Source organism: Paenibacillus alba (assembly GCF_013204855.1).
In the GTDB taxonomy this organism is placed as follows: Bacteria; Bacillota; Bacilli; order Paenibacillales; family NBRC-103111; genus Paenibacillus_E; species Paenibacillus_E alba.
The window spans coordinates 678,159-698,658 of record NZ_JABMKZ010000003.1; the positions used below are offsets into that span (position 1 = coordinate 678,159).

Below are 20,500 nucleotides of genomic sequence, written 5' to 3' on the forward strand. Positions count from 1 at the left end.
GCTTCTCGCGAATAGAATGGTTAATGGAATCTATCCATCATTCCCGAGGAGGTACTATTCATGGATGTATTAAAAGTTTCAGCAAAATCCAATCCAAACTCCGTAGCAGGTGCATTGGCAGGCGTATTGCGTGAGCGCGGAGCCGCAGAGCTCCAAGCCATCGGTGCAGGAGCCCTAAACCAGGCCATCAAAGCAGTAGCTATCGCAAGAGGATTTGTGGCGCCTAGTGGAGTTGACCTAATCTGTGTACCAGCATTCACAGATATCGTGATTGACGGAGAAGATCGGACGGCCATTAAATTAATTGTTGAGCCTCGTTAAGACAACGGCAGCATACATAAAGCAAGATGCCTGTTTACCATGTAGACAGGTTTTTTGGCTGTTAAAGTTGTATGAAAGAGTAAAGGGTATTCAAAATTCCTCAGAAACCTCTTCGCAGAGGTTTTTGTCTTGTTTGGACATATACGGAGGAGGCTGATTGGATGAGAATCATGGACGGACATTGCGACGCGCTTACGAAGCTCTATGTAAACCCCAAGCTTGAATTCGGGAGAGAAGAGCAGGAACTTGATGTAAGTTATCCAAGATTGAAACAAGCTGGAGTGAAGGTGCAGTGTTTCGCTATCTACTTATCTGATTCCATTCAGCAGCCGACCTTTGAACATATTTTGCAAATGGTTGATTTATTTTATCGTCAGATTGGCCGCCACCCGGGAATGCATGTTATTCAGAACACAGAAGATTGGCGTCTTGTTGAGGCAAGCGAGCGAATAGGGGCGATTTTAACACTTGAAGGGTTAGATGCGCTTGCTGGCAACATGATGCATGTGCGAATATTGCAGCAACTTGGTGTTAGAAGTATTGGACTCACATGGAACTATGCGAATTGGGCGGCAGACGGCGTTATGGAGCCTAGAAAAGGTGGTTTCACAAGAAAAGGGAAGCAGATGTTAAAAGAATTAGAAACAATGGGTATAATAGTAGATGTGTCACACTTGTCTACAACGGCTTTCTGGGAATTGGTCGAGCTTTACAACAAGCCTTTCATTGCCTCTCATTCGAATGCCCAAAAAATATGTCCCCATCCAAGAAATTTATCAGATGAGCAGATTAAAGCTGTCATTCAATGTAAGGGGGTAATTGGAATCACGTTCGTCCCTTACTTCGTAGACAGTGCGAATCTGACAGTACCTATCTCGGCATTGTTAAAACACATTGATCATGTATGTTCCTTAGGAGGAGAGGGACAACTTGGATTCGGATCTGATTTTGACGGGATTGAGCAGTGGGTCAAAGGGCTGAGACATGTAGGGCAGTATGAAAATATAATAGAAGCTTTATGCAAAAACTATAGGGAATCACAAGTTGAGGCATTTTTGTATGGCAATTGGCGCAATTTTATGCTTCTGAGCCTGCCGAAATGAATGATTAACAACCGATCTAAAATTGATATGGATTCGATCTAAAAACTCTATCTGTTAGAATTGTTTGTACCCCTTGCAATTTGATCCGTAAAGGCATAGAATTTGGTTGACAAGTGAAAGAAAATTTTTATTGCATCATCTTCATTTACTACACAATTAGCTTATCAATGTCTTCATGCAGCTACAATTAAAAGGAGTGGACGTACGGTGATTAGTCAGTTATCTTGGAAAATCGGAGGTCAGCAGGGTGAAGGGGTCGAAAGTACAGACCGCATTTTCTCTACTGCATTGAACCGTCTCGGTTACTATTTGTATGGGTACCGTCATTTCTCTTCACGGATTAAGGGGGGACATACGAATAACAAGATTCGCATCAGCACTAAACCGATTCGCGCAATTTCAGACGATTTAGACATTCTGGTTGCTTTCGATCAGGAAAGTATCGACTTCAATGCTCACGAGCTTCGTGACAATGGTGTTATCGTAGCAGATGCTAAATTTAACCCAGTATTACCTGAAGGAATCAAAGCACGTCTATTTCCAGTTCCGATTACTGCAATCGCAGAAGAGCTAGGAACATCCCTATTTAAGAACATGGCCGCATCAGGTGCTTCCTGGGCACTGCTCGGATTGCCAATTGATGTGTTTAATAAAGCTGTTGAAGAAGAGTTTGGCCGCAAAGGCGCAGCTGTCGTTGAAAAGAATATTGAAGCCGTTCGCAAAGGTGCTGAATCCGTTCTTGAATTAGCAGGCGGACCTATTCTTGACTTCCAATTGGAACCAGCTGACGGTAAACAAAAATTGTTCATGATCGGTAATGATGCAATCGCTCTTGGAGCAGTTGCCGCAGGTTGCCGCTTCATGCCAGCATACCCGATTACACCTGCTTCAGAGGTAATGGAATATCTGATCAAAGCACTTCCTAAATTAGGCGGTACTGTTATCCAAACAGAAGATGAAATTGCAGCATGTACAATGGCAATCGGCGCTAACTACGCAGGTGCTCGCGCGCTGACAGCTTCTGCTGGTCCTGGTCTCTCCTTGATGATGGAAGCTATTGGTCTGGCTGGTATGACAGAAACACCGGTTGTTATCGTAGATACACAACGTGGTGGTCCAAGTACAGGTCTTCCAACGAAGCAAGAACAATCCGACTTGAACGCAATGGTTTATGGAACTCACGGTGAGATCCCGAAAATCGTCTTGTCCCCAAGCACGATTGAAGAGTGCTTCTATGACACGATTGAAGCTTTCAACCTTGCTGAGAAATATCAAGTTCCTGTTATCTTGATGACGGATCTTCAACTTTCCCTAGGTAAACAATCCGCAGAAATGCTGGATTACAACCGCATCGTGATTGACCGTGGAACATTGGTAACAGAAGCTCCAGAACAAGAAGCAAACCAATTGTTCAAGCGTTATGAATTCACCGAAAACGGTGTATCACCGCGTGTAATTCCTGGCGTTAAACATGGTATCCACCATGTTACTGGGGTTGAGCATGACCAAACGGGTCGTCCATCCGAGAGCACGGAAAACCGTCAACGCATGATGGATAAACGTCTTGAGAAGTTGAAACACATTCAAGTAACGGACGCTGTGAAAGTAGATGCTCCTCATGAAAACCCAGATCTTCTGATTATCGGTATGGGTTCAACAGGTGGAACCATTGACGAAGCTCGCCGCCGCGTAGAGCTGGAAGGCATCAAAACGAACCATGCAACAGTTCGCTTGATCCATCCGTTCCCGACGGAGCAATTGCGTCCATACGTTGAAAAAGCAAAAACGGTTATCGTTGTTGAAAACAATGCAACAGGCCAATTAGCTGATCAAATTAAACTGCATGTCGGTCATGCAGATAAAATTAAAAATGTGCTTAAGTACAACGGTAACCCGTTCTTACCGGCAGAAATCGAACAAAAATGTAAGGAGTTGACTTTAGCATGGCAACATTAAAAGACTTTCGTAACAATGTAAAGCCAAACTGGTGTCCGGGGTGCGGAGATTTCTCCGTACAAGCGGCCATTCAGCGTGCAGCAGCTAATGTTGGTTTAGAGCCTGAAGGATTGGCAGTTGTATCGGGTATCGGTTGTTCCGGCCGTATCTCCGGTTACATCAATGCTTACGGCTTCCATGGGATTCACGGTAGATCTTTGCCAATTGCACAAGGTGTAAAAATGGCTAACCGTGATTTGACAGTTATCGCTTCCGGCGGTGACGGTGATGGCTTCGCAATCGGTATGGGACATACTGTCCATGCGATTCGTCGTAACATTGACGTAACTTACATCGTAATGGATAACCAAATCTACGGTTTGACAAAAGGTCAAGCATCTCCACGTAGTGCGGAAGGTTTCAAAACGAAAAGTACACCACTGGGAACAATTGAGTCCGCGATTTCTCCTTTGGAAGTTGCCATGGCGGCAGGTGCAACTTTCGTAGCGCAATCGTTCTCCAGCAATTTGAAACAGTTAACGGCTGTTATCGAAGCTGGTTTGAACCACAAAGGTTTCTCTTTGATCAACGTATTCAGTCCTTGTGTAACTTTCAACAAAGTGAACACTTATGACTGGTTCAAAGAAAACATCGTGGATCTGGATGAAATTCCAGATTATGATTACACGAACCGCGTGATGGCAATGACCAAAATCATGGAAACAAACTCCATGCTGACAGGTATCATTTACCAAAACAAAGAAAAAAGAAGCTACGAAGATTCCATTCCTACTTTTGCTAAAGAAGGACTTGCGAAACAAGATCTTCATATTTCAGAAGCTGATTTCAACAAAATGCTTACTGAGTTCAAATAATAAGTGTACAACGCTTAAGGGCATATGGAGAAAATCCGTATGCCCTTTTTGCTGAGCGGCAATACTGACAACTATACCAATCATAAAGGATGGATATCTATGAAAACTGTGCCAGTAGGAGTTTCGGCTAGACATATACACGTATCACCAGAGCATATTGAAATTTTGTTCGGAAAAGGCTATGAATTAACGAACTTTAAGGATCTTTCTCAACCAGGACAATTCGCTGCTCAAGAAACGGTGACGATTGTAGGTCCCAAAGGCAAATTTGAGAAAGTGAGAATTCTTGGCCCAGCAAGGTCAAACACGCAAATCGAAGTATCACGTACAGATTCTTTTGCATTGGGCATTAAACCTCCCGTACGTGAATCTGGGTACATAGAAGATACGCCTGGACTTCGTGTCATAGGTCCTGTAGGCGAAGTTGAACTAGAGCGGGGCGTTATTGTCGCGGCTCGTCATATTCATTTTCATACTTCAGATGCTGAGAAGTGGGGCATTCAAGATAAACAGAAGCTTAGAGTTAAATTGCATGGTGAACGTCCTTTGATCCTTGAGGATGTGATTGCACGGGTTTCTGACCAATATGCGCTGGACATGCACATAGATACGGATGAGGGAAATGCGGCAGGAGTTAACACAGGCGATCTGGCAGAGCTGCTGGAGTAAGTCCAATTTGCCATGTTTTCACACGTATGCCAATTTACTTTTGTACTAAGTAGGCTTGAGATGCTATAATAAAAGTTGCGTATTTATTTGTAAGCTGGGTAAGTTTTCATCAAGCAAAACTCTTAGGAGGAAAGAAAGTGGCTAACCAAGTAAAATCCGATAAGGATTATTCCCAATATTTTCAGCCTCCTTCACTGACTGATGCTAAAAAGCGCGGAAAAGAAGAGATCGCCGTACATTATGATTTCATGATTCCTGAGGACATGCAGGGGTTCGGCAAAGATAAATATTATTTAATCCGCACTTACGGATGTCAGATGAATGAGCACGATACCGAAGTGATGAAAGGCCTGCTTGAGCAAATGGGCTATCAGACGACGGAAGATAAAAATCAAGCAGATGTCATCTTGCTGAATACCTGCGCAATCCGAGAGAATGCGGAAGATAAAGTATTTGGTGAATTAGGACATTTGAAAGCTTTGAAAGCACAGAAACCTGGCCTTGTTCTTGGTGTATGTGGATGTATGTCGCAAGAAGAAGCGGTTGTAAACCGGATTATGCAAAAGCATGCTTTTGTTGATTTGATATTCGGAACACATAATATTCATCGACTGCCAGCCTTATTGAAGGATGCCTTTTATAATAAAGAAATGGTTGTAGAGGTATGGTCAAAAGAGGGCGATATCGTTGAGAACTTACCGAAGAAGCGGGAAGGCATTCGGGCATGGGTAAACATCATGTTTGGCTGCGATAAATTCTGCACCTACTGTATTGTTCCGTATACACGCGGGAAAGAGAGAAGCCGTAGACCGCAAGATGTACTTGCAGAGGTTCGAGATTTGGCGCGACAAGGATTTCAAGAAATTACATTGCTTGGACAGAATGTCAATGCTTATGGCAAAGACTTTGAAGATATTACGTATTCATTCGCTGATTTGATGGACGATATCCGTAAAATTGATGTGCCGCGCATTCGCTTTACGACCTCGCATCCGCGGGATTTCGATGATCGGTTGATTGAAGTCTTGGGGAAACGCGGTAATCTTGTTGAACATATTCATTTGCCTGTCCAATCAGGGAATACCGAAGTTCTTAAGCGAATGAGCCGGAAATATTCCCGAGATCATTACTTGACGCTCGCCCGCAAAATCAAGGAAACACTTCCAGACGTTGTTCTGACAACGGATATCATTGTTGGTTTCCCTGGGGAAACGGATGAGCAGTTTAACGAAACGATGTCCCTGTATGAAGAAGTTGGTTTTGACTTCGCCTTTACTTTCATATACTCGCCGCGCGAAGGAACACCTGCCGCTGGCATGGAAGATAATGTTCCGATGGAAGTTAAGAAACAAAGGTTGTACCGCTTGAATGAGTTGGTAAATGCACACAGCAAGGCAAGTAATGATAAGCTGCTTGGCCAAACTGTAGAAGTGCTGGTAGAAGGCGAAAGCAAGAATAATGCTGATGTATTGGCAGGGCGCACGCGTACGAATAAACTGATTCATTTCACCGGCTCCAAGGAGTTGATCGGTCGAATGGTTGAAGTTCATGTAACGCAGGCGCAAACTTGGATTCTAAAGGGTGAAATTGTACAGGAGCCCTTGAAACTTTCCATTTAAATATAATTCGGAAGTCAAATTGACAGGAGTGTGCTGAGATGTCGCAATGTGACCACAATCATCATGATAACGAGCCTCATGCTTTTAAAGTAGAGGAGTTTACCAATACAGAAATGATCGTACGTGAAGATATTTTATCTAAAGCCAAAGAATTAGCCAATTTGTTGACGACTTCAAATGAAGTTCAGTTTTATCAAAAAGCGGAAAAGCAAATTTCAAATAATCCTGATATTCAAGTGCTGATTAGTGCGATTAAGAAGAAACAGAAAGAAATCGTTGCGTTCCAAACTTTTCAAAATGCAAAAATGATTGAAAAGATCGAGAACGAAATTGAAGTGCTGCAGGACGAACTAGACGGCATTCCGATTGTAAACGAATTTAAACAAACACAGGATGATATTAATTACTTATTACAGTTGGTTATGTCCGTGATTCGAGATACAATTTCCGATAAAATCAACGTGGAAGCGGGCTCAGCAGAAGCACCAACCTCGTGTGATTAATAAACTGATGTTCATTCAGACATCCCAAATCGCCCTCTACTCAGGCTACGGCTTGATAGGAGCGGCGATTTTTCTCAAATGAGCTGATGAGAGCGAAGTCATGATATCGGAATGACCGAAAGAATATGCTATCCGGAGGGGACATTGTCATGCTTACCGTTCGTAATTTAAGTAAAGTATATCCGCCAGACAATCAGGTTCTTTCGCAAGTTAGCTTTCAAGTAGATGAAGGCGAATTCATTGCTGTCATTGGGAGCAGCGGAAGTGGCAAAACAACATTATTGCGATGCATCAGTCATCAAGAGAAATGGACAAGCGGTCAGTTAATCTATAAATCCGACGATATTTCCAAACCAGGACCCTGGGAACGCTTTAAATTAGGGAAAGATTTCGCTTATCTCGAAGAGAAGCCTGCATTGAATCGAAATAAAAGCGCTATTAAAAACGTGATGATGGGGAAAGTCTATAAGGCGCCTTTACGTATCCTAACCGGTATGACGTCACGCGATGAGCATGTTGTTGGCATGGACTATCTGGAGAAAGTCGGGCTTCTGGATAAAGGCGATAAGAAGGTCGGTCAGTTAAGCGGAGGCGAGCAGCAGCGTGTTGCAATTGCTAAGGCTTTAATACTTGGACCAAAGGTCCTCGTTGCGGATGAGCCTGTATCTGGCTTGGACCCTAAGTCAACGGAGTATATTATTCAGGATTTGAAGTCCTTGTGCAAAGACCGCAACATGAGTGTCATTGCCACTTTGCACCAAGTGGAACTAGCGGAAAGATACGCAACGCGTATTTGGGGGCTGTCTGAAGGGAAAATCGTTCTAGATATTCCAGCCAGATCACTAACGCTCCGTGAAAAAAAGCTCATTTTTGGTGAAGTATGATCCAGGTCTTATTCGTTTGTTTAGGAAACATATGCCGATCTCCAATGGCCGAAGCTGTATTTCGTCACCAAGTCAAGCAAGCCAATCTTGAATCTCTCATCAATGTGGATTCAGCGGGAACAGGTGATTGGCACATAGGCCACCCTCCGCATCAAGGAACAAGAGACATACTGGATCTCTATAAAATTGATCATCACGGCTTACAGGCGAGGCAAGTACAAGCGGCTGATTTTGTTAATGCGACATATATCATAGCGATGGACGATAGCAATATTCGTAATTTGGCTGCTTTTGCACCGGAGCCTGTTGAGGGTGAACAGCGATCATCGATTCATAAATTACTGGATTTTGCTCCTAATCGTATGATCAAAGATGTACCGGATCCATATTATACGGGCAATTTCCAAGAGGTATTTGAAATGGTGGAGGAAAGCTGTGAGCGATTGCTAGCCTTCATTCTCGAAAAGGAACAACAATGAAAAAGCAACGGTGAGAAAGAAGCTTTCTCTCTCCGTTGCTTTTTTGCTGTCTTCGCCTATGCTATATCGAGGTAAGCCCGATTTTTTGCACGCATTCGGCAATCACTTTCAACATCGTGGGGTGGATAGGAATGATGAGATCGGTAGGACCGTGTTCGAACAAGCCGCTTCGATTATGCAAGATGAGGGCTTGGACATAAATTCGGAAGTATTCTGAACCGGGAACGCTGTGTATATATTCTTGATTAGCGGCGCGGTAATTGACGAAAGTGATAGCCTTGAGCGCACGTTTATCATAGGGCAGGATGTTAATTATGTGTTCCAACTTAACATAATAATTGACGTGAGGTTTATGAAGAATCAATTCTTTCGTCGAGACAGATAGACCGAAATCCTTCGTCTTATGCGACATTTTCAAGTCGCCTTCCAGGGATTTAATCTGGAGGAAATCTGAATTCATAGCAAAAGCCCTCCTTCACATGTGTTGTTGATCCTTGTCTTAACAGAATAACACAGATCAGCATGCAGGATAAAGGAAGGCTGCGGGTGTTTCAGTGCTGCTTAAACAGAATGGAGCATTGCGTGCCTTGATTTAAATGACTGGAGAAGGATATTGTTCCATTCATCATTTGGATAATGCTCATAACAACGACAAGTCCTAGTCCAGTTCCATGTTCTTTGGTTGTATAGAAGGGCATGCCGAGTGAATTCAATTGAGTTTTGCTCATTCCGACACCTGTGTCAGTGATAGATACTTGTACAGCATTTGGCAGTTTGCAAGTAGTTAATGTGATGATACCGCCATCAGGCATGGACTCAATCGCATTTTTGATGAGATTAATGAGGCACTGACGTAATTTTTTGGATTCGCCCAGAATAAAGAGGGGGTCTTCATTCTCGTGTTGGATATTAATCACAACCTGATGATCTGTAGCAAAGGGCATAATGAAGCGCAGCATGGCTTCGATTTCCTCTTTGATATCCAGTTGCTCATGCAAACCAGATGAGGGTTTGGCATAGTTTAAGTAATCATTGATGATCGTGTTTGCTTGATCTACACCGGATAATGCAAGCTCAATATAGCGTTTCTGATCATAATATGTAAGCTCTTTTTGATTAAGGAGTTGAATGAAGCCTCGTGTTGATGTTAGCGGATTGCGAATTTCATGGGAGATTGTCGCAGCGAGCTGTCCGAGCATTCGATCTTTCTCAAGAGCTATAAGGCGTTGCTTATGAACTTCATGCTTTTTCACATAAAAGAGTAGAAATGTAATTATCCAAAGAGACACAATCGTGAAAATTAAAGTATATACGACATACAAAGTAAATTGGAATCGTATGTAGGAGGAGAGTGAAGCATACAATAGTTCGTATATGATCAGCAGTCCTGTTGCATAAAACAGTTTAGACTTGAGATGCTGTGCATACGCTTTATTCCTAAGTAAGTAACCAATAGCTAGCAAGGCGGTGCTGCCAAACAGAGCAGGTTGCCAATAATAATTCAGGATCATTAAGCAGCCCAGATTAAAAATTAACCAAGTCATACAGGCCGGGATGAAACCAGCGAACAGAATGGCTGCGATTAGGCAAATAGGGAAGAGATGGAGCGAATAGACAAGAGGATCGACATCTTCATATCTCCAGTAGAGAAAGATTAATGCCATTAATATAAGCGCGAAAAGAAATTTACGCTGCGGTTCTTTGTAGATGAAAATAGGCGCAAGAACTAGATGGATTAGTATCGCACTCATGAGGTAGAGAAGACCATGTAGTTCATAAGAAACGATTGATTGGAGCAAATGGATGCCATCCTTTCCATTTATACGACAATATCTTAGTTTTTTATACATTATCTCACAGATTTATGACAGATCAAGAGAAATGACATATTTTGAATGCTAAAGATTTGATAAAGACTTATGGTGTTAACCCCAGGAAGGGCTGTATAATAAAGGAGATCCACATTTGCAAGCGTTTGCATATTCATTGGGTTTAAAAACGAGGAGAGATGAGGATGAAGGCGTGCTCACAGGTTTGCGGCGTTGTTTTTAATCCGATTGACGAAGATTATGTGAATATATGTGAGGATTGTGAGGACGCCGACAAGGAAAATTGCGGTAAGGAGGAGAGATCAGCGTTGACTAGTTATTATCTGGGCAGCTGCGGTCTCATTATCGATTATTTGTTGTGAATGGCACGTGTTAAAAAAAGGTTGATAACCAGAAATTTCTTGTTACAATGAAAGTAGATTTACTATTCATACTATTTATTCTTTATGCTGTTCATTTTCGAAAGGAGACCTGGCATGGTAACTTTACCTAAATTGAACGATCTCGGTTTTTTCGAGATTAGACTGGAATCCATCGGTGGACTTGGCGCCAATCTGGCAGGAAAGATGCTGGCAGAAGCGGGAGTTGTAGGTGTGGGTTTAAACGGAGTAAGCTTTTCTTCCTATGGTTCTGAGAAGAAAGGGTCTGCAGTGAAGGCGCATATTAGATTCTGTGACATGGATACGAGAATACGGGACACTTCACCCGTAGAACGACCGCACGTTGTTGGTGTTTTTCATGAATCGCTTTCCAAAACTGTAAACGTTATCAGTGGCATCTATGAGGATAGTACCGTATTAGTAAATTCAACCAAAACACCGGATGAGCTGAAGGAGAAAATGAAGCTCAGGGGTGGAACCATAGCGGTTATTGACGCTATTGGAATTTCGCTGGAAGAAAAAAATCGCGTCAATATGGCCATGTTAGGCGCATTGTTCCGGTTATGTGATTTCCTTGATCCGGAAGTGATGCGAGGTGTTATTCGCAAATCGTTGGAGAAGAAATATCCCTTGGCTGTCGCGCCTGCGTTACGTACCTTTGACCGCGGATACAATGAAGTAGTTTTCCAAACGTATGCGCTTCCAGAAGGCGAAACGATGCCTGATTTTATTCGCTTTGATACGCCGGTGTTAGGGTATGAAACCCAGTCTATCGGGGGAGTTATCACCAACCCAGGCAACAGTATTTTGAAGGATCTAAGTATTTCACGTGCGGGGATGATGCCGCATTTTCATGAAGATAAATGCATTCACTGTGCTTCTTGCGATAACGTGTGCCCGGATTTCTGCTTTGTGTGGGATGAGCTCCCTGACAAGAAGGGACGTCCTCAAATGTTCTTGCAAGGCATTGATTATCAATACTGCAAAGGCTGCCTCAAATGTGTACAGGCTTGTCCGACCGAAGCGCTCGCAAGTGAGCGGGAAGAAGATGGTTATGCGGATATTCATCGCATGCCGCATCGTTTCAATCTAGCTATAAACTCTTAGAGAGTATTTATGGGAGAAGGGTGGAACTACTCGCATGTCCATTGATATCAAGAAGGAACTGGGGCAAGCCAAGGTGGAACAACGCATCGTATACGAATCAGGCAACGAAATGGCAGCTTATGCAGCACATCAAATCAACTATCACGTCATGGGGTATTTTCCAATATCACCATCTACGGAGGTTGCTCAATTTCTAGATCTCATGAAGTCCAATGGACAACATGATATCGTTCTAATTCCCGCAGACGGAGAGCATGGCTCTGCAGGCATATGTTACGGCGCATCAACTGCTGGCGGCCGCGTATTTAACGCGACAAGCGCTAACGGTTATTTGTATATGCTGGAACAAATGCCCGTTCAATCGGGGACACGCTTCCCGATGGTCATGAATCTGGTATGCCGCTCCGTATCCGGTCCTTTGAATATACATGGGGATCACTCCGATCTGTATTATGCCTTGAATACAGGATGGCCTATCGTGATGTGCCGTGATCCGCAGGCTGTCTACGATATGAACATCATCGCCTTGCGATTGGCTGAAGACGCAGCTGTTCGGTTACCTGTCTTGGTAGCCTCCGATGGTTATTTCACCTCGCATCAGAAGCGGAGAGTACAAACGTTCGCACATCGAGAAGATGTGCACGCCTTTATTGGCGAGCAGCCGCAAGGCTTTCCTGATACCTTGGACCGCAATAATCCGATTACAGTCGGACCTTATATGAATGAGCCGGATTATATCAATAACTGCTATCAGCAATCCATGGCCATGTACAATGCCGGAGAGGTATACGATCGCATCCGGCAAGAATATGCCGATCTGACGGGCCGTGATTATCCGATTCTGGAGCAATATCGGATGGAGGACGCGGAGGTAGCGGTATTCCTGATGAATTCGGCTTCCGAAATCATCAAGGACGTCGTCGACCAGCTCCGCGAGAAGGGCATTAAAGCCGGATCCCTCGCACCGAATATGATCCGTCCTTTCCCTGCTAAGCAGATCGCTGAGGCTTTGCAGCACGTCAAGGCGATCACCGTAGGCGATCGCGCAGATTCTTATGGCGGCCATGGCGGCAATATGGTCAACGAAATTAAAGCGGCACTGTTCACGCACGGGAACAGAGATACGCTTGTCATAAGCCGAATCTACGGCTTAGGTGGCAAGGACTTTTATGCCGAAGACGGGCATAATTTATTCCAGTTTGCCATTGATGCTGTACAAAGCGGCAAGGTAGAGGTGCCCTTCGATTATTATGGGCACACACCGGGTGATCCTTCGAAAGCACCGAAGCGGGTGCTGACACCGATGAACTACGAGGATTTGAAGACAGGACTCATCACGGTCACACCAGATGAGGATACGGGCAAACTGAACGTGCGGATTCCGCCGCTGCGCGCCTTGACCAAGAAGCCCAAACGCATCGCGCCAGGGCACGGCGCTTGCCCGGGCTGCGGTATTTTCTCGGGCTTGGAATTGTTTTTCAAAGGGATTGAGGGCGATATCGTCTCCATCTTCCATACGGGTTGTGCGATGGTTGTAACGACCGGGTATCCGTATTCGGCACATAAGGCAACCTACATTCACAACTTGTTCCAAAATGGCGCAGCAACCCTCTCAGGCGTTGTAGAGATGTTCTGGGAGCGCAAGAGACGCGGGGAGTTGGATCATCTTGGCTTGAAGGATGATTTCACCTTCGTAATGATTACTGGCGACGGCGGGATGGATATTGGCATGGGGCCGGCAATCGGTGCGGCACTGCGCAACCACAAAATGATCATTCTGGAATACGATAATGAAGGTTACATGAACACCGGAGCACAGTTGTCTTATTCGACACCGATGGGACATCGGACCTCGACATCCAACGTAGGGAAGCATCAAGGCGGTAAGGTGTTCCATCACAAGGATACAGCGCAGATTATGGCTGCAACGCATATCCCTTATGTATTCACAGGCTCAGAGGCTTATCCGCAGGATCTGGTGAAGAAAGCCGCGAAAGCCCAGTGGTATGCGCAGCATGAGGGCTTAGTCTATGGGAAAATCCTCATTGCTTGTCCGCTGAACTGGCTGTCGGATGATCAGGAAGGCTCCAATATAGTGGGTGCAGCCGTTGATTCCTGCTTCTTCCCTCTCTATGAGGTCGAGCATGGCGTCACGACGATTACTTACAATCCGGAGGACAAGAGCAAAAAAATTCCGCTGTCGGATTGGCTCAAGACGATGGGGAAAACCAAGCATATGACGAAGCCGGAATACGGAGGTTCTCTGAAATCGTTCGAGACGGAAGTCGAGCGTCGTTGGAACCGTTTGAAGGCGAAGCACGAGAATGCTTACCTATAAGCGAATATTATAAAATCAAGGCACATTCATCCTTGCGATGAGCGTGCCTTTTTATCGGAGGAATGAACAATGCCATATGTACTGAAACATACAGGAACCGATCAGATTTTCACCTGTACACTTACGAATCATTATGGATTAGCTTATTATGGGGTTAAATTTTGGATGGAGCTTGAAGAAGCCGAAGAGCAGTATATTGCTTTTCTACAAACCTACACCACGCCTGAAACCGATCAATGGCAGATTTATGCACTCGAGGAGGGAGAGATGAAGCTCTGTAATGTGAAGCTCAAAAACGATCCTCATTTGCAAATCTTTTGGCCTCATACTCGAAAACCGGACGTTCGTAAACTGGTAAATTAAGCCGTAGCGTCAATAGGCATCAAGCCTCTAGGCATTCGACAATAAACGCATCTTTTCGCCTATATTCGATAATCGCCCCCACAAACTATAATGAAGTTACGAAAGAAAAATAACATCACAATGCAACGGCAAACTGAGCGAAAGCTTGGGACGCAAAGCTAAAGGGGCTCTCGTGTTACTTCATACTGTGCCAGTCAGCTGCCGAATGAGATGGGACCTTCCTACCAAGCAAGGATAACCCGGCTGAGGCTAATGGGTTATCCTTTTTTGCCTCGTTCGGAAAAGGAAAGGTTCAAATGACCTAGGTTGTCAGATCAGTTAGATGCCGCACACAGCTAGACCACACAACTATTGGAGGTAAAAGCGATGAGGAAATGGACGATGATTTGGGGAATGCTCGTACTGGCGCTTACATTTGTGTTTTCAGCAGCAACAATGGCGGATGAAGGAATTACAACCAAAGCTCAAATTGTATCAGGGGTTAGCTTCCGAGATCAAGCCACAACGTCTAGCAATGTCATTCGTTTATTGAAATCAAATGAAATTGTCACAGTAACAGACTTTGTTACAACGAGTTGGTACAAGGTGAAAGATGCTCAAGGCATCAGCGGTTATGTGTCAACGAATAGCAAATACATCAAAATAATAAGCAATGCAAAAATAGTTTATGGCGTTAACTTTCGCACACAACCGACTTCAGACAGCAGTTCGAAAGTGATTCGGATGCTGAGTAAAGGGGAAGAAGTCCTCGTTACGGATAAAGTGAATGACAGCTGGTACAAAATCCAAGATGCAAATGGTGTAAGCGGATATGTAAGTTCAAGCAGTAAGTACATAAGCACTGATTTTTCGATTCTTACTCCTAATTTACCGTTAGCGGATGAAATTGAAGCTGTTATTGCAGCAGGTAACGCCTACTTAGGTACACCTTATGAATACGGCTCGGTTCGTGGAGACTCCTCAACCTTTGATTGCTCTGATTTTATCCAAACGATGTTCTGGGATGCGCTGCGCTTCTCTGTTCCAAGCGATTCTCAAGCTCAAGGCGACTATGTGAGATCGCTTGGTCCAGTCACTATGGACTGGACGAATTTGAAACGAGGAGATTTGATGTTTTTCAGCAGTTATAAGGGAAGTAAAGCATCGGACTATCTTAACATCAAACCGCTGAGTGAACCCATTACCCATGTTGGGATTTACTTAGGAAACGGCAGCGTACTCCATACGTATTCGGTTGAATCCGGCGGTGTTCGTGTCGATACGATTGATGGAAAGCAATGGGAGAATCGCTTTTTGTTCGGTGGCAGTGTAATTCGCTAACGGATGGTTCGATCTAGGGAATTTTGCCATATACTATAGATAGGGGCGGATGCAGCCTTCAGCATCCGCTCTTTCTCATTCTAAGGAGAAAGGAAGAATCCTATCTTTGAAACCTTCGATGATGAGCCATCCCATGGAATTTCGGAACACGACGGAAAGAGGGCTTGACTTAGTAACGGTACATGAACGTATTCTTCATTTCATGCGTTTGGAACCCGCAGCCACATACAAGTTCATCATTGGCACGGATTGTCAGGTACACAGCGGACATACGAAGTTCATTACCGGTGTGGTTATCCAGCGAATGGGAAAGGGAGCGTGGGCGTGTTATCGTCAAGTCATTGTTCATAGAGCCTTGCACTCAATTAGAGAAAAGTTATCCATGGAGACTGCTCTAAGTGAAGAGATTGCCATGTACTTCGATGAGACTAAGCGACAAGATATGGAAAATATTATTCTTCCTCATCTCTATCAAGGGGCTTCGTTCGACATGTACATTCATATTGACGCCGGCGATGATGAGAATAAGAATCGGACGGCCAAATTCGTCCAAGAGATGGTAAGGCGTGTTGAATCCGTCGGAATGGTCCCCGTCATTAAACCGGATTGCTATGTAGCTTCAGCCTATGCCAATCGGTTTTCCAAGAAACCTTATCAGCCCCCATATGAGGATGGTGAGGTCATCGATGGCATTCAATAAGAAGCTTGTGCCGTTAGTTCATCGTGGTCAATTGGATCATACGAACTAACGGTTTTATTTTCCTTCTCACGGATTTGCCAATTGAAAGCAGAGAATAAAGGATTTCTGGGGCTTTTTATCGAAATATTGCAAGATCAGCCTTAGAGAGAAGGGAGCAGGACACAATGAGCAAAACATTTATTATAGAGGCCGTTATGTTAGCTGTTCATGGTCAATTAATGCTGCCAGGACAGCCAGTCACTTATATAATCCCTTATACGAGCATTCAGGAGCTATATGAGCTTCAGACAGGCAGTGAGCCTATTATGCTAGAGGAAGAAGACGATGGGTTTGTGAAGGAAATGATTGGTGAGCTGATTGCTTTCTTCGAAGAATCCTTTAATAAGAAAAAGATTGAAAAGGCGCTAACGATGCCTTGGCGAAAGAGTCCTCCGTTGCCGATCAATGACAATGTTACCTTAGAAGTTGTATTTGCTATTGATAATGAGGCGTATGGCGAGCAATTTGACCCCATTGAAACAGAATTAATTCTTACGGCGATTAAGGAACAGGCTGCTCTTCTGACTGATCAATTAGAACTGATTGAGAGGCTTATCGAAGCTGGAATCCCGGTTCAAGCATTTGATGTCGCCGATTTTGAGTTTGCCGTAGAAGATGACCATCAAGTATAGAAGGAGTTGAAAAGTGTTATTATGCGTGTCAAAGATCAAGAGGAGCTATTAGCCTCGCTGCCAGCAAACTGGTTTCCCGGTCAAAAGTGGACCTTGCGTGTCGGTGAAGGAGGCATGAATAATACAACTCGTTTTGTGGATGTGAAGGGTACTTCCTATGTCCTCAGGCTGTATGAGACACACCGGGATATGGATAAAATTAAATATGAACATGCGATTCTACTTGCGCTTGCTAAGCACAAAGCTCAACTATCCTATCGGATTCCTGTACCAATCGTGCTTCCAGAAGGAGGGACGATCGTGCAGTTGGAGGAGTTGGAAGGGAAAGGCGGGAAATTGGCCGCTTTGTTCACTTTCACGGATGGCTGCAACCCAACATGGGCAGATTCTGAACAAATAATGAATTTCGGTCAAGCGGTAGGTCAGCTGTCTAGCGTACTCGCTGCAATTTCTGTGGATTTAGCGCCTGTATACCCGCCTTATTACGAAATTGAGAATATTCATCCTCGTTGTACGCCGGAGGCAATTCGGACCTTCTGCCTGCAGCCGTCTGAACTATTTTGGGCCCAGAAGAGGCAGCTCTCTTACATCTATGAGCGCTTTGCCGCCTTTTATCAAGCAATTCCAGCATTGCGTCAAAAGCCACATCAACTTGTTCACGGTGATATTAATGGCTCCAATATGCTGGTTGATTCTGAAGGAAAAATAACCGCTGTCCTCGATTTTGAATTTATCACGATGGATGTGCGTGTGATGGAGTTAGCTGTGTGCCTATCTGATCTGATTGATCCGAGTATGTCTGGCGTGGAGCTGAGGCGCCATTGCGCGGCTTTCTATGAAGGATACTCTTCGTTCGTTCAGCTGGAGGAAGACGAGATTCAGCTGTTGCCGCTGCTCATTGAGCTGCGCAGGCTGGATGTGTTTATCCATTTTCTGGGCAGATATATAGATGGGGTGGATGCCCAAGGTGTATTGATCGATATCATCCACAATACGTTCGCGAAAACGAAGTGGCTGCAGGAAAACGCTACTGAACTTGTCCGTTTTTTGCAAGTAAAATAGGGTGACTAACCAAAAGGTAAGTAAGACACGTTTTTTTCAGTTCTTTTTTTGTTGCTTGGCATCGCCTATACTAGAACACAGGATACTTAATTTTATCAAGTAAGTTTCTAGGAAATCTCGGTGAATGGTTACAAGTAAGCATTCCACGATAATTTTGAGGAGGACAATCATGGTCTATCAAGCAAGTTCGACACGCTATGCAGAAATGAAATATAATCGTTCGGGTAAATCCGGTCTTAAGCTTCCGGCGATTTCGTTAGGATTGTGGCACAATTTTGGTGGCTTGGACATTCATGAGAACGGCAAGGCTATGCTGCTTCGTTCCTTTGACTTAGGAATTACGCATTTCGACTTAGCGAATAACTACGGACCTCCTCCAGGATCGGCCGAGGAAATGTTCGGCAAAGTATTGAAAAGCGATTTAGGGGTTTATCGTGATGAATTGATCATCTCGACCAAAGCTGGCTATCACATGTGGGAAGGTCCTTACGGGGAGTGGGGTTCCAAAAAATATTTAATCTCTAGTTTGGATCAAAGCTTGAAGAGAATGGGTCTCGAATATGTAGATATTTTCTATTCACACAGACCAGATCCCAATACGCCGTTCGAAGAAACAATGGCCGCATTGGATCAAATCGTACGTCAAGGCAAAGCCTTGTATGTGGGACTCTCCAATTATACAGCTGAGCAAACCAAAGAAGCGGCATCCATTCTCAAGGGTCTAGGTACGCCGTTGCTGATTCATCAGCCTTCCTACAGCATGCTGAACCGCTGGATTGAGAATGGCTTACAGGATGTTCTGGACGAGTTTGGCACAGGCAGTATTGCGTTCTGTCCACTTGCCCAAGGGTTGTTGACAAACAAATATGTCAGTGGAGTTCCAAGTGATTCTCGCGCCGGAGGGAAGAGTCAATTCCTGAATTCGAAGGATATCACAGAGGAAAAGCTCAATCAAATTACACAATTGAATGAGCTGGCAAGCAGCCGCGGACAAAGCTTAGCGCAAATGGCGCTTGCGTGGGTGCTGCGCGGAGAGCGTGTGACTTCGGCTTTGATTGGAGCTAGCCGTGTGTCTCAAATCGAAGAGAACGTAGCTGCTTTGAAAAACCTCGAATTCGCACCAGAAGAATTAGCAAAAATTGAAGAAATCCTGAAGTAATCTTCAGGATTCCGCTCGTTTATCAATCGCTTCTGACATCGTTCTATCCGTAAGATGCGCATAGATTTGTGTGGTTTCCGGTGAAGCATGTCCGAGCTGCTCTTGCGTTTTGTACAAGTCATTCTGTAAATAGTAATCCGTGGCGAAGGAATGCCGCAGCTTATGGACAGACAGGTAGGGCTTGCCGAAACGCTTGGCATATTTGATAACAAGTTCTTGGATCGCCCGTTTCGTCATACGTTCGCCTTCTTTTTTGCCATTCGCGATGGCAAGGAAGAGGGCTTTTTCTTTTTTAACCGGCTTATATTGCGTTTGTCGGACAGCCAGGTAATCCGTGAGCGCTTGAATCGCTTCATTACGGAAATAGACAGGGGTCTTGAACGTGTCATCATTCTTCCCTTTGCGATAAACGTAGGTCAACTTCTTTTTCAGATCAAAATCATCGACATTTAGATTAAAAACCTCGGATACACGCAGGCCCGAATTCAGAATGAGTGTAATGATGCAGGCGTCTCTGACTTTATTTAATTCATAAGAGTAGAGCGCTTGCTTGTTCGTTGCCACGTCATGCTCATACCCATGCTTCACATAGTCGATAAACTCAGCGATTTCTTCTTCCTGGAGCAGCTTGCCTTCAAGCTTTGCCGCGGTGTCCTTCGGCTTATGCGAACGTTTGATTTCTACCTTGGCCATCACATTGCGTTTCAGAAGCGGGTAGAAATTCTCGTCTTCCGCGATTTGGCTTAAATAATGAAACAAAGAACGCAAAGCGGAAAGCTTACGATTAATCGTCGTCTTCATATTAAGTTGTGCTTTACGAGTAGCTAAGAACATACGGAAATTGTCTACGCTGTCCATATGTAATTTCTCTAAGTCTTCCAGCGGAACTTGATTCATCGAGGAGGCTGAACTTAGTCCTTCCGCTAGCAGCCAAGACAGGAAAATCTCATAATCACGAACATATTCCAAAAGCGATGAAGGGGAGAGGTCCGGCAGCTTATAATTGATAAATTTCTCTATATACCAAGGCATAGTTGGAATTCTTTTCTCTAATTCTTGCCGATCTTTCACTTTAATAATATTCAATGGTGTCATCACCTCATTAGCTTCTATCTGCTGTAAGTATAGCAGTGGGGACGCAAAATTGGTAGATGAAGGTCGATAGTCATGAATAAAATAAGCC

21 protein-coding genes and 1 riboswitch are annotated in these 20,500 nt (G+C 44.3%); of the genes, 18 read left to right on the top strand and 3 right to left on the bottom strand.

All coding sequences use genetic code 11. The annotated features are described in order from the left end of the window. Positions 1-60 precede the first annotated feature (60 nt). From HQN90_RS06770 to HQN90_RS06810, 9 genes are all read left to right on the top strand, one after another. On the top strand, positions 61-321 hold the full coding sequence (locus tag HQN90_RS06770) for a stage V sporulation protein S (protein WP_028558349.1): 261 nt from the start codon (positions 61-63) through the stop codon (positions 319-321). 161 nt (positions 322-482) lie between these two features. After that, entirely contained in the window at positions 483-1,424 is a 942-nt protein-coding gene (locus tag HQN90_RS06775) for a dipeptidase (protein ID WP_173217005.1), read from the top strand. Positions 1,425-1,631: 207 nt separating this feature from the next. Continuing rightward, positions 1,632-3,380, top strand: a complete 1,749-nt coding sequence (locus HQN90_RS06780; RefSeq protein WP_173217006.1) for a 2-oxoacid:acceptor oxidoreductase subunit alpha — start codon at positions 1,632-1,634, stop codon at positions 3,378-3,380. Further along, complete coding sequence (locus HQN90_RS06785) at positions 3,368-4,234, top strand: 2-oxoacid:ferredoxin oxidoreductase subunit beta (RefSeq protein WP_173217007.1); 867 nt, start codon at positions 3,368-3,370, stop codon at positions 4,232-4,234. The genes HQN90_RS06780 and HQN90_RS06785 overlap by 13 nt, the downstream gene beginning before the upstream one ends. Before the next feature lie 99 nt (positions 4,235-4,333). After that, on the top strand, positions 4,334-4,903 hold the full coding sequence (gene pduL / locus HQN90_RS06790; RefSeq protein ID WP_173217008.1) for a phosphate propanoyltransferase: 570 nt from the start codon (positions 4,334-4,336) through the stop codon (positions 4,901-4,903). A 194-nt stretch (positions 4,904-5,097) separates the two neighbouring features. Beyond that, on the top strand, positions 5,098-6,522 hold the full coding sequence (miaB, locus tag HQN90_RS06795; RefSeq protein WP_246362123.1) for a tRNA (N6-isopentenyl adenosine(37)-C2)-methylthiotransferase MiaB: 1,425 nt from the start codon (positions 5,098-5,100) through the stop codon (positions 6,520-6,522). Positions 6,523-6,560: 38 nt separating this feature from the next. After that, positions 6,561-7,025, top strand: a complete 465-nt coding sequence (locus HQN90_RS06800) for a YlbF/YmcA family competence regulator (protein ID WP_079409008.1) — start codon at positions 6,561-6,563, stop codon at positions 7,023-7,025. Between the two features lie 149 nt (positions 7,026-7,174). Then, positions 7,175-7,909 (top strand): phosphonate ABC transporter ATP-binding protein, encoded by a 735-nt coding sequence (locus HQN90_RS06805; RefSeq protein ID WP_079409009.1) that lies wholly within the window; start codon positions 7,175-7,177, stop codon positions 7,907-7,909. After that, positions 7,906-8,388 (top strand): low molecular weight protein-tyrosine-phosphatase, encoded by a 483-nt coding sequence (locus tag HQN90_RS06810; RefSeq protein ID WP_173217010.1) that lies wholly within the window; start codon positions 7,906-7,908, stop codon positions 8,386-8,388. The genes HQN90_RS06805 and HQN90_RS06810 overlap by 4 nt, the downstream gene beginning before the upstream one ends. 61 nt (positions 8,389-8,449) lie before the next feature. On the opposite strand, the gene HQN90_RS06815 is transcribed toward HQN90_RS06810, so the two are convergent. Continuing rightward, positions 8,450-8,848: a hypothetical protein gene (locus tag HQN90_RS06815; RefSeq protein WP_173217011.1), complete on the bottom strand. Its 399-nt coding sequence runs from the start codon at positions 8,846-8,848 to the stop codon at positions 8,450-8,452. 91 nt (positions 8,849-8,939) lie between these two features. Then, the gene (locus HQN90_RS06820; RefSeq protein ID WP_173217012.1) at positions 8,940-10,187 is read right to left on the bottom strand and encodes a sensor histidine kinase; all 1,248 of its coding nucleotides are present in this window, start codon (positions 10,185-10,187) and stop codon (positions 8,940-8,942) included. 215 nt (positions 10,188-10,402) lie between these two features. Here HQN90_RS06820 and HQN90_RS06825 point away from each other — a divergent pair, with 215 nt between their 5' ends. From HQN90_RS06825 to mgrA, 9 genes are all read left to right on the top strand, one after another. Next, entirely contained in the window at positions 10,403-10,579 is a 177-nt protein-coding gene (locus HQN90_RS06825) for a hypothetical protein (RefSeq protein ID WP_173217013.1), read from the top strand. Positions 10,580-10,693: 114 nt separating this feature from the next. Continuing rightward, a complete protein-coding gene (locus tag HQN90_RS06830) occupies positions 10,694-11,704 on the top strand; it encodes a 2-oxoacid:acceptor oxidoreductase family protein (protein WP_173217014.1) in 1,011 nt (336 codons plus the stop codon). A gap of 34 nt (positions 11,705-11,738) precedes the next feature. Beyond that, positions 11,739-14,042, top strand: a complete 2,304-nt coding sequence (locus HQN90_RS06835) for a thiamine pyrophosphate-dependent enzyme (RefSeq protein ID WP_173217015.1) — start codon at positions 11,739-11,741, stop codon at positions 14,040-14,042. A gap of 69 nt (positions 14,043-14,111) precedes the next feature. After that, positions 14,112-14,405: a hypothetical protein gene (locus tag HQN90_RS06840; protein WP_173217016.1), complete on the top strand. Its 294-nt coding sequence runs from the start codon at positions 14,112-14,114 to the stop codon at positions 14,403-14,405. A 117-nt stretch (positions 14,406-14,522) separates the two neighbouring features. Then, positions 14,523-14,611, top strand: a riboswitch (cyclic di-GMP riboswitch). 160 nt (positions 14,612-14,771) lie between these two features. Beyond that, a complete protein-coding gene (locus tag HQN90_RS06845) occupies positions 14,772-15,725 on the top strand; it encodes a C40 family peptidase (RefSeq protein WP_173217017.1) in 954 nt (317 codons plus the stop codon). Between the two features lie 133 nt (positions 15,726-15,858). Continuing rightward, the gene (locus HQN90_RS06850; protein ID WP_246362092.1) at positions 15,859-16,425 is read left to right on the top strand and encodes a ribonuclease H-like YkuK family protein; all 567 of its coding nucleotides are present in this window, start codon (positions 15,859-15,861) and stop codon (positions 16,423-16,425) included. Positions 16,426-16,589: 164 nt separating this feature from the next. Further along, positions 16,590-17,096, top strand: a complete 507-nt coding sequence (locus tag HQN90_RS06855) for an ADP-heptose synthase (protein ID WP_079409017.1) — start codon at positions 16,590-16,592, stop codon at positions 17,094-17,096. Between the two features lie 21 nt (positions 17,097-17,117). Beyond that, entirely contained in the window at positions 17,118-18,158 is a 1,041-nt protein-coding gene (locus HQN90_RS06860) for a phosphotransferase (protein WP_173217018.1), read from the top strand. A gap of 169 nt (positions 18,159-18,327) precedes the next feature. Continuing rightward, positions 18,328-19,317 carry an L-glyceraldehyde 3-phosphate reductase gene (gene mgrA, locus HQN90_RS06865; RefSeq protein ID WP_173217019.1) on the top strand — a complete coding sequence of 330 codons (990 nt, stop codon included), beginning with the start codon at positions 18,328-18,330 and terminating at the stop codon, positions 19,315-19,317. Between the two features lie 3 nt (positions 19,318-19,320). Here mgrA and xerS read toward each other — a convergent pair whose 3' ends face one another. Next, complete coding sequence (gene xerS / locus HQN90_RS06870) at positions 19,321-20,403, bottom strand: tyrosine recombinase XerS (protein WP_173217082.1); 1,083 nt, start codon at positions 20,401-20,403, stop codon at positions 19,321-19,323. Positions 20,404-20,500: the final 97 nt, after the last annotated feature.